Source organism: Bacillus sp. FSL R5-0439 (assembly GCF_038008805.1).
Taxonomy (GTDB): Bacteria; Bacillota; Bacilli; order Bacillales; family Bacillaceae; genus Bacillus; species Bacillus safensis.
Genome location: NZ_JBBOZW010000001.1, coordinates 2171375 through 2185819 on the forward strand (window position 1 = coordinate 2171375; position 14445 = coordinate 2185819).

The 14445-nt window shown below is 42.1% G+C and carries 14 protein-coding genes; all 14 read right to left on the reverse strand.

The genetic code is table 11. The annotated features are described in order from the left end of the window. Positions 1-135: 135 nt before the first annotated feature. Positions 136-939, reverse strand: a complete 804-nt coding sequence (gene spo0A / locus NST59_RS11045) for a sporulation transcription factor Spo0A (protein WP_024422935.1) — start codon at positions 937-939, stop codon at positions 136-138. Between the two features lie 285 nt (positions 940-1224). Continuing rightward, positions 1225-2502, reverse strand: coding sequence for a SpoIVB peptidase (gene spoIVB / locus NST59_RS11050; protein ID WP_144491422.1), 1278 nt, complete (start codon positions 2500-2502; stop codon positions 1225-1227). Positions 2503-2701: 199 nt separating this feature from the next. Next, a complete protein-coding gene (recN, locus tag NST59_RS11055) occupies positions 2702-4435 on the reverse strand; it encodes a DNA repair protein RecN (protein WP_126681610.1) in 1734 nt (577 codons plus the stop codon). 33 nt (positions 4436-4468) lie between these two features. Next, the gene (ahrC, locus tag NST59_RS11060) at positions 4469-4918 is read right to left on the reverse strand and encodes a transcriptional regulator AhrC/ArgR (RefSeq protein ID WP_024422938.1); all 450 of its coding nucleotides are present in this window, start codon (positions 4916-4918) and stop codon (positions 4469-4471) included. Between the two features lie 163 nt (positions 4919-5081). Continuing rightward, positions 5082-5936 (reverse strand): TlyA family RNA methyltransferase, encoded by an 855-nt coding sequence (locus NST59_RS11065; protein WP_341040596.1) that lies wholly within the window; start codon positions 5934-5936, stop codon positions 5082-5084. Further along, the gene (gene dxs / locus NST59_RS11070) at positions 5933-7834 is read right to left on the reverse strand and encodes a 1-deoxy-D-xylulose-5-phosphate synthase (protein WP_144491421.1); all 1902 of its coding nucleotides are present in this window, start codon (positions 7832-7834) and stop codon (positions 5933-5935) included. Before dxs ends, NST59_RS11065 begins: the two co-directional genes overlap by 4 nt. A gap of 150 nt (positions 7835-7984) precedes the next feature. Further along, complete coding sequence (locus tag NST59_RS11075; RefSeq protein ID WP_249116555.1) at positions 7985-8881, reverse strand: polyprenyl synthetase family protein; 897 nt, start codon at positions 8879-8881, stop codon at positions 7985-7987. Further along, a complete protein-coding gene (locus NST59_RS11080; RefSeq protein WP_003215880.1) occupies positions 8865-9125 on the reverse strand; it encodes an exodeoxyribonuclease VII small subunit in 261 nt (86 codons plus the stop codon). Before NST59_RS11080 ends, NST59_RS11075 begins: the two co-directional genes overlap by 17 nt. After that, the gene (gene xseA / locus NST59_RS11085) at positions 9122-10468 is read right to left on the reverse strand and encodes an exodeoxyribonuclease VII large subunit (protein ID WP_341040597.1); all 1347 of its coding nucleotides are present in this window, start codon (positions 10466-10468) and stop codon (positions 9122-9124) included. Before xseA ends, NST59_RS11080 begins: the two co-directional genes overlap by 4 nt. A 70-nt stretch (positions 10469-10538) precedes the next feature. Continuing rightward, complete coding sequence (gene folD / locus NST59_RS11090) at positions 10539-11390, reverse strand: bifunctional methylenetetrahydrofolate dehydrogenase/methenyltetrahydrofolate cyclohydrolase FolD (RefSeq protein WP_039179869.1); 852 nt, start codon at positions 11388-11390, stop codon at positions 10539-10541. A gap of 11 nt (positions 11391-11401) precedes the next feature. Then, the gene (gene nusB, locus NST59_RS11095) at positions 11402-11797 is read right to left on the reverse strand and encodes a transcription antitermination factor NusB (RefSeq protein ID WP_012010530.1); all 396 of its coding nucleotides are present in this window, start codon (positions 11795-11797) and stop codon (positions 11402-11404) included. Between the two features lie 210 nt (positions 11798-12007). Further along, on the reverse strand, positions 12008-12415 hold the full coding sequence (locus NST59_RS11100) for an Asp23/Gls24 family envelope stress response protein (protein WP_034280262.1): 408 nt from the start codon (positions 12413-12415) through the stop codon (positions 12008-12010). 25 nt (positions 12416-12440) lie between these two features. Further along, positions 12441-13790, reverse strand: coding sequence for an acetyl-CoA carboxylase biotin carboxylase subunit (gene accC / locus NST59_RS11105; protein ID WP_039179872.1), 1350 nt, complete (start codon positions 13788-13790; stop codon positions 12441-12443). 11 nt (positions 13791-13801) lie between these two features. Continuing rightward, a complete protein-coding gene (gene accB, locus NST59_RS11110; RefSeq protein WP_039179875.1) occupies positions 13802-14284 on the reverse strand; it encodes an acetyl-CoA carboxylase biotin carboxyl carrier protein in 483 nt (160 codons plus the stop codon). Between the last annotated feature and the right edge of the window lie 161 nt (positions 14285-14445).

A 14445-nucleotide genomic window follows, 5' to 3' on the forward strand; every position in this document is an offset into this window, starting at 1 on the left:
TTATTCTGAAAATAAAGCAGCCCGTTTGTCCAATTTAAACATTAAGATGATTTTATCAACCTAACCAATTTTTGACAACATGTTTCAAAATAAAAAAACGTCTCAATGAAGAAACGTTTTTTCATGAAAAATAAACTAGCTAGCTCTATGCTCTAATCGCAAACGATCAGCTACCATGGCAATAAATTCTGAATTGGTTGGTTTCGCTTTTGACATGCTGACAGTATAACCAAAGAGTGAGGAAATGGAATCAATGTTCCCTCTGCTCCAAGCGACTTCAATGGCATGACGAATCGCCCGTTCCACCCTGCTGGCGGTCGTGTTAAATTTCTTTGCAATGTCTGGGTACAACACTTTAGTAATGCTTCCGAGAAGCTCAATGTCATTGTACACCATAGAAATCGCTTCTCTTAAGTATAAATACCCTTTAATATGAGCGGGCACGCCAATCTCATGAATAATGGTCGTAATGCTCGCATCTAAGTTTTTACGTTTCGGTTCAGGTTTGTTGCGAAGAACACTGTTTTGGATTGATGAAGAGCGATGGGTAACTTGTGTGCCGTTTCCACTGACTTGACGAATATGACCTACTAGGTTTTCCATATCAAATGGCTTTAAAATGAAATAAGATGCGCCCAAATCAACTGCTTTTTTCGTGACATCTTCTTGTCCAAAGGCCGTTAGCATAATCACACTTGGCTGTTTTGTCATTTCATTGTTTTCACGGAGGCGTTCTAGTACAGCAAGACCGTCTAAATGAGGCATAATAATATCTAAGAGGAGAACGTCGGGCTCTTTATCTTTAAATAATGTCAGGCATTCCTGACCATTATACGCCACGCCAAGTACTTCCATATCTTCCTGTCCCTCAATGTACTCTGTCAAAAGGCCAACAAGCTCTCGATTGTCATCAGCTACACACACTTTAATTTTCTCCACGTTCTTTCCTCCCCAATGTCGATTCCTTTAGTCTTTTGCATTTCTCTTCTGAGTGTTCAATTCGACAAAACCATGCTATCCCCTTTAAAAAACTTTAATTTTCCGAATAATAGAGCATTATCTAGCTTTTTCTATGTTTTTCTTAAAGAATCGACGATTATTGCAATTTGACAACATGCTTTTTTCCATTTTGTCGAAAAATCTCTTTTTCCTTATTTTATAACATGATGGAAGAGAAAGAAAGGGTAGAAAAAAACTGCCGGAAGATTCGCGGCAGTTAAATGATCAACTTGCTTTTTTGTTTTTTTGATAAAGGTCGATTCCTGCTTCGGACAGCATCCATTCAATGTGTACGCCGTACCCGCTAGTCGGATCATTGACGAATACGTGTGTGACAGCTCCAATGACTTTGCCATTTTGAATGATGGGGCTTCCGCTCATTCCTTGGACGATTCCGCCCGTTTTACTTAAGAGCCGCTCATCTGTTACCTTCAATACCATTCCTTTAGTTGCTGGGAATTTCTGCGGTGTTGTGCTGACGATTTTAATATCAAACTTCTCCACTTTATCATGATCCACAACGGTTAAAATTTCTGCTGGGCCTTCTTTTACTTCATTTGATAAAGCGACTGGAAGTGGTTTATCTGCTACATGATTTTCAAGCTTTTCGGTTAACGTACCAAAGATACCAAAAGGACTGTTGCGAGAGATATCTCCTATTGTTTTTCTTTCGGAAGAAAATCTCGCCAATTTTTCTCCAGGATTGCCTCCTGTGCCTTTTTCAATCGATGTCACGGTTGATCTAACAATTTCACCATTGTCGACAACAATTGGTTTTTTTGTATCCATGTCAGAAATCACATGCCCAAGGGCACCATATTTTTTAGATGAAGGTTCAAAAAAGGTCATCGTGCCGATTCCTGCTGCAGAATCACGAATGTAAAGACCAATTCGATAGATGCCTTCACTTGCATCTTTTGCGGGTGTTAATGTTGTTTGAAAGGTTTTATGATCTCTCTTTATGAGCAAACGAAGCGTTTCACCCGTTTTCCCTGCTTTCTGAATAAATGGGGTGAGGTCATTCATTTTTTCCATTTTTTGACCATTGATTTCAATGATCATATCCCCTGATTGAATGCCTGCGGCTTCACCTGGTGATTTTTTGCCGTCTGCTGTTGTGATTTGATGAAAACCTACAACGAGAACTCCTACAGAGTGGAGCTTGACGCCAATGGATTGTCCTCCAGGAACGACTTTTAATTCAGGGAGAACATCAACTTTTGTTTTCTTAATAGGAAATCCTTTAAAATCATAAACAATTTCGGCTTTTCCCGCCTTTTGTCCTGTAATATCCAGCTGATTCTCTTTCTCTGAAAGGCTAAAGGCTGGCGAAGAAGCATTGGCTGACGCTTCAATCGATGTGTCAATTGAGTGCTTCTGTTTTTCAAATACAGCAACATTTGTTGGAATGCTGATGTATTCCTTCACTATGCTCATAAACCCTGTACTTATTAAAGAAACAAGGAGAATCACACCAATGGCTTTTCTCATATTTTCGGGCATTCATTTTTCACTCTCCTCGCTCCTTACCCACACCAGAACACTCATGTTTTGGCTACATCTTTACTTTTGCCTTCTTCGAGAGGATTTATAACCGGCAGCTTTAGAAAATGATTGGATAAATTGATAAAAGAAAAAGACGATTTTATGGGTATATACGCCGTCTTTTACACAACATAAAAAAAGGCAGCTGATGATTCAGCTACCCTGTTGTTTTGACATCATTTGCTTGGTGCAATAGTTCTTTTGCGTGCTGTTTTGTCAGCTCTGTGACTTCCACACCGGCAATCATCCGGCCAATTTCACTCACTTTTTCTTCATGACTTAATGGTTTGACACTCGTCAGTGTTCTGCCCGCTTTTGAGCGTTTCGAAATGAAGAGATGTGTGTCAGCCATTGCGGCTACTTGAGGCAGATGTGTAATGCAGAGCACTTGTGATCCAGATGCTACTTTGTAAATTTTTTCAGCAATGGCTTGTGCGACTCTGCCGCTGACGCCTGTATCAACTTCATCGAAGATAATGGATGCGACGTCTTGTTTGGCTGAGAAAATACTCTTCACAGCGAGCATGACACGTGAAATTTCTCCACCTGAGGCTACTTTCGATAAAGATTTCATCGGTTCGCCTGTATTTGTAGAAATGACAAATTGCGCTTGGTCGATTCCATTTTTCCCGAGCTGGACAGGTTTTCCGTCTAATAGCGGACAATCGGTGCTTCCAAAAGGCGCATATCGAATAGAAAAAGCTGTATCAAATGATGACTTCTCCATATACAAATCCTTGAGCTCCGTTTGAATTTGCTTCGCTAGCTTTTTGGCCCATTTTTTACGCAGCTCCGAAACGTTAAGTGCTTCCAGCAGGGCATCACGGCTCATCGCATCCAGTTTATTCTTGAGCGTCTGCAGATGGCTGTCTCGATTTTGAATTTGATCGATTTCTTCTTCAATCTTCGCCGCATACTCCAAAATTTCCTCAACGGTTGTGCCGTATTTTCGTTTTAACTGCTTCATTTCATTCAGCCTGGATTCAATAAAATCAAGACGAGCCGGATCGAATTCTAATTGATCCAGCATGCTTCGCATTTGGAAAGTTGAATCCTCTAATAAGTAGTAGGAATTCGATACTTGTTCAGATAGCTTTTTCAAATCATCATTGATCTCAGACACTTGCTCAAGCTCGCTTGAGGACATGCCAACCCAATCTAGTCCTCCTTGCTCATTACGCAAGGCGTTATACGCGTTTTGAAGTGAGGAATAGATTTTTTCGTAGTTGCTGATTTGATGACGCTCTTCCTGAAGCCGCTCATCTTCTCCCGGCTCTAACTGCGCTGCCTCAATCTCCTCTAGCTGAAATTGCAGTAAATCTAAGCGGTGCACCATTTCCTGCTCATTCTCGGACAGCTGTCTTAGCTTTTGAGCCGTTTTCATATATTGATCATATGCTTCTTGATACTGCAAGAGAGCCGGTGCAATTTCTTCTGCTCCAAATTGATCGAGCAAATGCAGATGATTTTCATCTTCCATAAGCAGCTGGTTATCGTGCTGACCATGTATATCAAGCAAAAGCCGTCCTACTTCACGTAAAAGTGAGATGGTGACAAGCTTTCCATTAATCCGGCAAATGCTTTTCCCGCTGTTGTTAATATCACGGCGGAGGATCATCATTTCATCTGATGCGTCAATTCCCTGCTCTTCGCATAGAGCAAATACAGGATGATCGGCTGGTACAAGAAAAAGCCCTTCCAGCTCTGCTTTTTTTTCACCGTAGCGGACAAATTCAGAGGACCCTCTTCCTCCCACGAGAAGTGAGACAGCATCAATCATGATGGATTTTCCGGCACCTGTTTCCCCTGTTAGGACTGTGAGTCCTTTTTCAAATGAAACCGTTAACTCTTCAATGATTGCAAAGTTTTTAATGGTTAGTTCTGCTAACACTCATTTGACACCTCTTTTAGTAAACCTGATTCTTTATAGAAGCTCTAAAATTTTGCTCGAAACTGTCTCTGTATCATCTGGAGTGCGGCAAATGATTAAAATGGTATCATCTCCGCAAATCGTTCCCATAATTTCTTCCCAATCTAAATTGTCCATTAAAGCACCAATCGCCTGAGCATTACCCGGCATTGTTTTCAGAACAATTAAATGACTGGCAGCATCCATTTTGATAAATGCATCCATTAGGGATCGCTTCAGCTTTGACAGCGGGTTAAACCGCTGATCCGCAGGAAGACTGTATTTATATGTTCCATTGTTCGTCGGAACTTTCACTAAATGTAATTCTTTAATATCTCTAGAAACGGTCGCTTGTGTGATGTTATATCCATCGGCTTTCAAAATATCGACCAATTCATCTTGTGTTTCAATTTCTTGGCTTGCAATGATTTCTCTAATTTTAATATGCCTTTGACCTTTATTCATATTTGACCCCCCTAGGCGTTTTATTCTCAGTTTGTCTTTACGTTCTATGTTATATGATGCACACTTCAAAAAACAAGCATTACGTGAGATCCAGCCGATTCTCGTCTTTTGACCATGTAAAAAGGAATAATAGCGAGCTATTATTCCTTTTGTATCAATCATCTCATGTGTCAGCCGGCTCAGGGCTGTTTTTCTTTTCTTTCAATACAGAATGGGCTTCGTTCACGACCTTCTCAAGTTCTGAAGCAGGAAGTGCCGCATTTTCTTCTTGATCAGGATGAAGCACTAAATGAAGCAGAAATTCAATATTTCCGTCTCCACCAGTGATAGGCGAAAATGAAACATCCTTTACATCATAGCCTTCTTTAGCAGCAAATTGATTCATTTCTTCTAGTACACCGAGGTGGACAGACGGCTCGCGCACGATGCCTTTTTTCCCAACAAGCTCTCTGCCCGCTTCAAATTGAGGCTTGACAAGTGCAATACAGTCACCACCCGGAACAAGAATATGCTTTAAAGCTGGCAGAATGAGTTTAAGTGAAATAAAAGATACATCAATTGAAGCCACTTCTGGCAATCCTTCAGTAAAATCAGCTGGGACGGAATGGCGGAAATTGGTGCGCTCCATGACGATCACCCTGTCATCCTGCCTTAATTTCCACGCGAGCTGATTGTAGCCAACGTCTACAGCATATGATTTGACCGCTCCATTTTGAAGAGCACAATCCGTAAATCCGCCTGTAGATGAGCCAATATCAATCAACAATTTCCCTTCAACTGTCAGGTCAAATTCTTTGAGCGCTTTTTCGAGCTTTAACCCGCCTCGGCTTACGTATTTGAGAGGATTCCCCTTCACTGTGAGCGGAGTATCACGAGCAATTTTCTCTCCTGGTTTATCCAAACGGTTTTCATTTGAGTAAACGATTCCTGCCATGATGGCACGCTTTGCTTTCTCTCTTGTTTCCATTAGTCCTTGTTCGACTAATAAAACGTCAAGTCGTTCTTTCTTTGATGTCATGATCCAATTCCTTTTCTTGGTGCTGCGGGAAGCAGGCTACGTAAAGTCTCAGCAACCTGTGCTTTCGTCAGACCAATTTCTTCAAGCAGGGCATCAACACTTCCATGCTCAATAAATTGATCTGGGATACCCATCCGTTCTACTTTGATATGTGATGCTTTCTTGTCGTGTACATATTCTAATACACTGCTTCCAAATCCGCCTTGGAGCACAGCTTCTTCAATCGTTAAAATCGGAATCCCTTCAGAAAGAATGTCATTTAGCATCGCTTCATCAAGCGGCTTTATAAACCGGGCGTTGACAACACGAATTGATTTTCCTTCTTTTTGAAGTTCCTCAGCTGCTTGCAACGCCATTTTAATCGTCGTACCGAATGTTAAGATGACGGCATCCTTCCCTGGACGAAGAACCTCCCAAGACCCAATCGGAATGGTTTTCAGCTGTTCATCCATTTTCACGCCAAGACCATTTCCGCGCGGGAAACGCATGGCAATAGGACCTTCATCATACTGAATGGCTGTATTGACCATGTGCTGACCTTCATTTTCATCCTTCGGCATCATGAGCACCATATTCGGCATATGACGCATGAAGGCAATATCAAACACACCTTGATGCGTTTCTCCATCTGCACCGACAAGACCCGCACGGTCAATCCCGATAAATACATTGAGGTTCTGGCGGCAAATATCATGCAGCACTTGATCATAAGCTCTTTGCAGGAACGTTGAATAGATCGCTAAAAATGGCTTCATATCCTGCGTCGCAAGCCCAGCTGCCATTGTAGCTGCATGCTGCTCAGCAATTCCTACATCAAACATTCGCTCTGGAAATTCCTTTGCAAAGCCTTCAAGTTTTGAGCCAACAGGCATCGCAGGTGTGATGGCCACAATTCGCTCATCTTTACGCGCAAGCTTTCTGACTGTTTCACTGACAAGACCACTCCATGACGGGGCAGCTGCTGCTGGTTTTACAAAGTCACCTGTATCAATTTTGTATGGACCTGTACCATGCCAAGTCCCAATTTTATCGGATTCTGCCGGCTGATAGCCTTTTCCTTTTTTCGTGATGACATGCAGCAGGACAGGACCTTTTGTTTTCTTTGCATATTCAAGGTTTTCAAAAAGATCTTCATAAGAATGTCCATCGACAGGACCTAAGTAAGTGAATCCCATTTCCTCAAAGAACATACCAGACACAAGTAAATACTTGAGGCTGTCTTTAATACGCTCTGCTGTGGCAGCAACCTTTCCACCTACAGCTGGGATCCGCTTGAATAAATATTCGAGCTCGTCCTTTACCCATTGGTATTTGCCTGCTGTGCGCAGTCTGCCAAGCATTGTGTGAATCGCACCGACGTTTGGTGCAATACTCATTTCATTATCGTTTAAGATGACGATCATATCTTTCTTTTCATCACCGATATGATTCAGAGCTTCCAGCGCCATACCTCCGGTTAATGCACCATCTCCGATAATTGGCAGGATATATTCATCTGTTCCTTTAATATCACGCGCCGCCGCCATACCCATCGCGCCAGATAATGACGTTGAGCTGTGACCTGTTTCCCATACATCATGCTCGCTTTCGTTTCGTTTAGGAAATCCGCAAAGTCCTTTATATTGACGAAGTGTATCAAACTCCGCCCCTCTCCCAGTTAACAGCTTGTGAACATAAGACTGATGTCCAACATCCCAAAGGAATTTGTCTTTCGGGCTGTCAAATACTTTATGAAGGGCAACCGTAAGTTCAACGACACCCAGATTCGGACCGATATGCCCGCCAGAGTTAGCCAAGGACTCAATTAAAAACATGCGAATGTCAGCACTAAGCTCCTCTAATTCTGCTATTGACATTCCTTTTAGAAACGTTGGATTTTTTATTGATAAAAGATCCAATCAGGATCAACTCGCTTTCAACAAAATTTCTATCTACATATATAATGCCTTATTCCTATGAAAACCAAGCGGGAATAAGAGTTGTCTCATCATGATAAACTGTTTACAGTTTACCACAATTGCTCGAAGACCCTCAAATCTAGGCTGTTTTTAATGATCTCTTGAGGCGATCAGATCACATAACTCATGCAGCAATTGCTGCTCTAATTCAAGATTTGAGACAATTTCTTTTGCACGTGTGATATGCTCGTGCAGTTTTTCTTTTGCTCCTGAAAGCGTTAATAAAGAAGGATATGTCGACTTTTCATTCGCTGTATCAGAGCCGACCCGTTTTCCTATTTTTTCTTCGCTTCCTTCGAGATCTAAAATGTCATCACGGATTTGAAAAGCAATACCGATATGATAGCTGAATTCTCTTAGTTTTTCGATTTCGTCATCTGATGCACCTGCCAGCATGGCACCTGCTGTGACGCTGAATGTGAGAAGCTTTCCTGTTTTCCGGGCGTGAATGGATTCTAGTTCTGCAAGCGGGACTTGTTTTTGCTCTGCTTCCATGTCATCAAATTGACCGCCAACCATTCCTAACGCACCTGCTGACTTCACAAGTTCATCTACGATTTTGAGTTTTTGGTCAGGAGAGACACTGCTAGATAGCTGAGATGTAATCAGACGGAAGCTTTCTGTTAAAAGAGCATCGCCAGCGAGAACCGCTGTTGCTTCCCCGTATACTTTATGGTTGGTCGGCTTTCCTCTGCGAAGGTCATCATCGTCCATGCAAGGAAGGTCGTCGTGTATCAATGAATACGTATGAATCATCTCTACAGCACAGCCAACCGGTATGCCATCTTCTTCTTTTTTGCCGTAGGCATGTAATAAAGCAAGAACGAGAACAGGACGAAGTCTTTTCCCTCCAGCTTTAAGAGAGTAAAGCATCGAAGATTTTAGGTCTTCTGGAATCTTCAATTCCTGAACATATGTAAATAAATAATCTTCAATGGCCTGTTTTCGTGTTGTTAAAAAATCCTGCAAATTACTTGTCACCAGCATCTGCCTCCTTCACTGAGAAAGGAGCCAGCTCACCGTCCTCTTTTAAAATGAAATCCATCTGCTTTTCAACGTGCTGTAATTTTTCATGACAAAGCTTTGAAAGTGTCATGCCTTCTTGGAAATAATGAATGGCTTGCTCAAGTGGTACATCCCCTTCTTCGAGCTTCCCAACGATCTCCTCAAGACCTTTCATCGCTTCTTCAAATGTCATTTGTTCTTCTTTTTGTTTATTTGATTCTGTCATGATGATTGCCCCTCCTTCTCAATAACCTCACAAATCAGACGTCCATCCTTCATGGTGATAGCCAGCTGATCCTTCGTATCGACTTGGTTCACACTTTTAATCAGTTCATCGTCTTTATAGGCTAAACTGTAGCCTCTTTCCATCACTTGAAGTGGATTTAATGCATTTAGTTTACCAAGAACAGATTGGAACTGCGAATGAATTGTTTTCATTTGCACATTCATACTGCGGATGAGCTGTTCTGTTTCATTGGCATGGCGTTTTTTCGCTTGAAGCAGCTGCTCTTTTGGATGAAGCGGCTTCAACCTGTATGTCTGGCGGTCTAGTTGACTGCGTTTTTGTTCAATTTGTCTCGTCAGCTGTTTTTGAAAACGGTCAAATACCAAATCGAATTGCTGCTCTTTTTGCTCCTGCAATCGTTTTGGAAAACGGAAAGCATAAGAGGATTGCAGCGCCACAAGACGGTCTTTCGCTTGTGATGTTCGATTCTTCACGGCCCTTGTCAGCCGAATGTCGATGGATTTGATTCGTTCTATTAAATCGGCTGTGCTTGGAACAGCGAGCTCGGCTGCTCCTGTTGGTGTGGGTGCTCTCATGTCTGCGGTGAAATCACTGATTGTAAAGTCCGTTTCGTGCCCCACTGCAGAAATGATTGGAATGTCTGATGCGAAGATTGCTCTTGCGACAGCTTCTTCATTAAAGGCCCAAAGTTCTTCGATCGAACCGCCTCCTCTTCCGACAATCAAGACATCACAGAGCTGTTTTCCATTTGCTTCCTTGATCCTCTCTACGATTGAACGAGTGGCATTTTCACCTTGGACAAGCGCCGGAAGCACAATGATTTTCGCCTGCTGATAGCGCCGGTTAATCGTTGTAATGACATCCCGGACAGCCGCTCCTGTTGGGGATGTAATGACACCAACAACCTCTGGATATTCAGGGATTGGTTTTTTATAGCGCGCATCAAATAAGCCTTCACTTGCCAGCTTTTTCTTCAGCTCTTCATAAGCGAGATGAAGAGCACCAACACCATCAGGCTGCATTTCTTTTGCATATAATTGATAGTTTCCGCTTGGTTCATATACTTGAATTCCGCCGCGTACAAACACTTTCATTCCGCTCTTTGGTGAAAAAGGCAGCTTTGCTGCGGAACGCTGGAACATGACAGCTTGCATGCGTGCGTTTTCGTCTTTTAAGGTGAAGTACACATGACCTCTTGAATGAATCTTCACATTGGATAACTCACCTTTGATCCAAATATCTTCTAAATGCGGATCAACATCAAATTTTCTTTTTATGTATTTTGTAAGGGCTGTGACCGTCACAAAGGCTTTTTCACTCATGACGTATTCCTCCTCTTCAAAAACGCACATTCATCCACCGGCAGCATGCAGGTGGATGAATGGATAAAGCTTATGCTAATGTACGTTTTGCTGATTTAACCGTATTGTGTGCAAGCATCGTAATCGTCATTGGACCGACTCCGCCAGGGACTGGTGTGATGTAAGAAGCTTTTTCTTTTGCTCCTTCAAAATCAACATCCCCAACAAGCTTCCCAGTATCCAAACGATTGACTCCTACATCGATGACAATTGCGCCTTCTTTGATTTGGTCAGCTTTAATAAAGTTTGCTCGACCGACGGCAACAACTAAAATGTCCGCTTTTAACGTGTGTTCTGAAATATTTGCCGTTCTTGAATGGCAGTAAGTAACCGTTGCGTTTTCATTTAACAGCAATTGTCCAACTGGTTTGCCGACAATATTGCTGCGCCCCACAACAACCACTTCTTTTCCAGAAAGATCGACACCCGTTTTGTTCAATAATTCAACAATACCTGCTGGTGTACAAGGAAGGAATGTATCTTCCCCAAGCAGCATTTTCCCGATATTTAATGGATGGAAACCATCTACATCTTTCTCAGGTGAAATACGTTCAATAACGGCTTTTTCAGAAATGTGTTTAGGCAGTGGAAGTTGAACAAGAATCCCGTGGAATTGATCGTTCGCATTGTACTGATCAATCAGCTGAAGCAATTCTTCTTCTGTTAAAGAAGCATCTAAATGATCAAGCTGGAAATGCATGCCCATTGCTTCTGCTGCTTTTTTCTTCCCGCGTACGTAAGAAAGTGAAGCCGGATCATCACCGATTAGAATAACGGCAAGACCAGGTGTGACTCCTTTTTGTTTTAGCTCTTCTACTTCTTTTGCTAATTGTTCACGCTTTTCTTTTGCTGTTTCTTTCCCATCGATGATTGTTGCTGTCATGTCGAATCCTCCTATTGCTGCTTTAGGTCGTTTTTAATGTTCGAAAGTACACCATTTACAAATTTCGGTGCTTTATCATCGCCGAATAATTTGGCAAGTTCAATCGCTTCATTCATTGAGACACTAACTGGGATGTCTTCTTGATACACCATCTCGTACACAGACAGCCTTAAAATGGCTCTGTCTACGTTTGCAATACGATCGAGTTTCCAATTCACTAGATGCTGTGAGATCATGTCATCAAGCTTGTCCTTTTGTTCAAGCACACCGAAAACCAGTTCCTCGAAAAAAGGATCTGATTCTTGTTCATCCAGCGCATGTGTAATGGCCTCTTTCGGATCAATATTGCTCACATCAATTTGAAATAATGTTTGTAACGCCTTTTCTCTTGCAGTTCTTCTTTTCATTATTTACTCCTTTAACCACTTTATCCGCTTGTCGTTAAGCCATACAGAGATCATAACATATTTTGACCGTGGTCGCACCAAGATCCATGCGAGCTGTGACGAAAAACGAATCAATCAACGCGTGACGTTATCAATATTCGGAAATCACCCAAAAATGGGCTTTAAAAAACCAAAGAGGCAATGCCTCCTTGGTTTCACTTGAACCCTTCTTTACATTTCTTGATCTACTTCAGCCTCAGGTGCTTTTGTATCAAATTGAATGCCAACGACATGAATGTTAATTTCATTAATCGTTAAGGCAGTCATGTTTAAAAGGGTTTGACGGATATTTTCTTGTACAGCAGTGGATACCTTTGGAATGGATAGGCCAAATTCAACCACACAATACACATCGATTGTAATGCCTTCATCAGAGACATCTACTTTTACACCTTTACGGTGATTTTTCTTACCAAAGCGTTCTGCTACATCAGCAGCGAAATTGCCGCGCATTTCGGCAATGCCTTCGACTTCTGAAGCGGCGATCCCAGCAATGACTTCAATCACTTCTGGTGCAATTTGCACTTTTCCCAATTGATCTTCATCAAGGTTCATTTCAAGCAAATTGTTTTCTGACACGATCATTCACCTCCGAAAGCTGTGATTATTTCATGATTTGGTATGTTTCTAAAAACTTCGTATTAAAATTACCACTCACAAATGTTTCATGCTCGAGCAATCTAAGGTGGAATGGAATCGTTGTGTAGACTCCTTCAATGACGAATTCTTGAAGCGCACGTTTCATTTTCGCAATCGCTTCTTCTCTCGTCTTACCATATGTGATCACTTTTGCAATCATGCTGTCATAATATGGCGGAATCACATAGCCCGGATAAGCGGCAGAATCAACACGTACTCCTAAACCGCCTGGCGGAAGATACATTTTAATTTCACCAGCTGAAGGCATGAAGTTTTTCTCTGGGTTCTCTGCATTGATACGGCATTCGATCGCCCAGCCTTCATATACGACATCCTCTTGTGTAAGAGAAAGCTTCTCACCTGATGCAACCTTGATCTGTTCTTTGATCAAGTCTACACCTGTGACCATTTCTGTCACAGGATGCTCTACTTGAATACGAGTATTCATTTCCATGAAGTAGAACTTCTCTTCATTATAATCATAAATGAATTCAACTGTTCCAGCACCAGTATATTCAACAGCTTCTGCTGCTTTTACGGCTGCTTCACCCATTTGCTCACGGATGTCTGCATTCAGTGCTGGTGATGGCGTTTCTTCAAGAAGCTTTTGCATTCTTCTTTGGATCGAGCAGTCACGCTCTCCTAAATGAATCGTATTGCCATGCTGATCTGCAAGCACTTGGATTTCCACATGTCTAAAGTCTTCAATGAACTTTTCTAAATAGACACCAGGGTTCCCAAAGTTTTGCGCCGCTTCCTGCTGCGTGATGGTGACTCCGTTAATAAGCTCTTCTTCTGTACGAGCCACACGGATTCCTTTACCGCCTCCGCCTGCAGTTGCTTTAATAATGACAGGATACCCAATACTAGCTGCTGTTGAAACAGCATCATCAAGATCTTTTACAATTCCTTGAGAACCAGGAACGATCGGGACGCCTGCACTCTTCATTGTTTCTCGCGCGACATCTTTCGTTCCCATTTTGGAAATCGCTGACGCGGTTGGTCCAACAAAGATTACATTACATTCCTCGCAAAGCTCTGCAAAGTCTGCATTTTCTGCTAAAAAGCCGTATCCTGGATGGATGGCATCTGTTCCTGTTAATTTTGCTACGCTGACGATATTCGTGACATTTAAATAACTATCTTTAGAAGCAGTTGGTCCGATGCAATATGCTTCATCAGCCATTTGTACATGCAGCGCATCGCGATCCGCTTCAGAAAATACCGCAACAGTTTCAATTCCAAGCTCTTTACAAGCGCGGATAATTCTAACTGCGATTTCTCCTCTGTTTGCAATTAATAGCTTTTTAATCATGATCGTACTCCTTACTCTGCTTTCACTAGAAAGAGGGGTTGTCCGAATTCTACAAGCTGACCGTTTTCAGCTAATACTTCGACGATTTCACCTTTTACTTCTGCTTCGATTTCATTAAACAGTTTCATCGCTTCAACGATACATACAACTGAATTTTCCTTCACCTTAGAACCTGTTGTCACGTATGGATCTGCTTCTGGTGAAGAGGAAGCATAAAATGTGCCAACCATTGGGGATGTGATTTTATGCAGATTTTCAGACGCAGTTGCCTCTTGTGCAGGGGCTTCAGTCTGAGCTGGAGCTTGTGCTGTAGGAGCTTGTTGAGCTGGAGCTGCTTGGACAGGAGCCACTGGTGCTTGTGCCGCAACTTGCTGAACGACTTCTTTATTTTTCTTCAGTTTGATTTTCGCACCTTCGTTTTCGTACGTAAATTCGTCGATTGTAGAGTCGTCAATTAATTTAATCAGTTCATGAATTTCTTCAATTTTTAACATGGATTTGCACCCCTATGTATGGATTTATCTTTTAATTATAGGCTAGTACTAAAAGTACGTACTATACACATCTTACAGGAGGATTTCAATGAATTCAACTACTATTGTGGCGAAGCGTCTCGCGAAAGCACCTTGGAAGGGGCGTCAAGCCGCATCAAAAA

Excerpts from the sequence above, each read along its gene's own strand:
- spoIVB (WP_144491422.1), bottom strand. The coding sequence starts at position 2,502 with ATGCCCGAAAATATGAGAAAAGCCATTGGTGTGATTCTCCTTGTTTCT.
- ahrC (WP_024422938.1), bottom strand. The coding sequence starts at position 4,918 with ATGAATAAAGGTCAAAGGCATATTAAAATTAGAGAAATCATTGCAAGC.
- NST59_RS11065 (WP_341040596.1), bottom strand. The coding sequence starts at position 5,936 with ATGACATCAAAGAAAGAACGACTTGACGTTTTATTAGTCGAACAAGGA.
- NST59_RS11075 (WP_249116555.1), bottom strand. The coding sequence starts at position 8,881 with ATGCTGGTGACAAGTAATTTGCAGGATTTTTTAACAACACGAAAACAG.
- NST59_RS11080 (WP_003215880.1), bottom strand. The coding sequence starts at position 9,125 with ATGACAGAATCAAATAAACAAAAAGAAGAACAAATGACATTTGAAGAA.
- xseA (WP_341040597.1), bottom strand. The coding sequence starts at position 10,468 with ATGAGTGAAAAAGCCTTTGTGACGGTCACAGCCCTTACAAAATACATA.
- folD (WP_039179869.1), bottom strand. The coding sequence starts at position 11,390 with ATGACAGCAACAATCATCGATGGGAAAGAAACAGCAAAAGAAAAGCGT.
- nusB (WP_012010530.1), bottom strand. The coding sequence starts at position 11,797 with ATGAAAAGAAGAACTGCAAGAGAAAAGGCGTTACAAACATTATTTCAA.
- accC (WP_039179872.1), bottom strand. The coding sequence starts at position 13,790 with ATGATTAAAAAGCTATTAATTGCAAACAGAGGAGAAATCGCAGTTAGA.
- accB (WP_039179875.1), bottom strand. The coding sequence starts at position 14,284 with ATGTTAAAAATTGAAGAAATTCATGAACTGATTAAATTAATTGACGAC.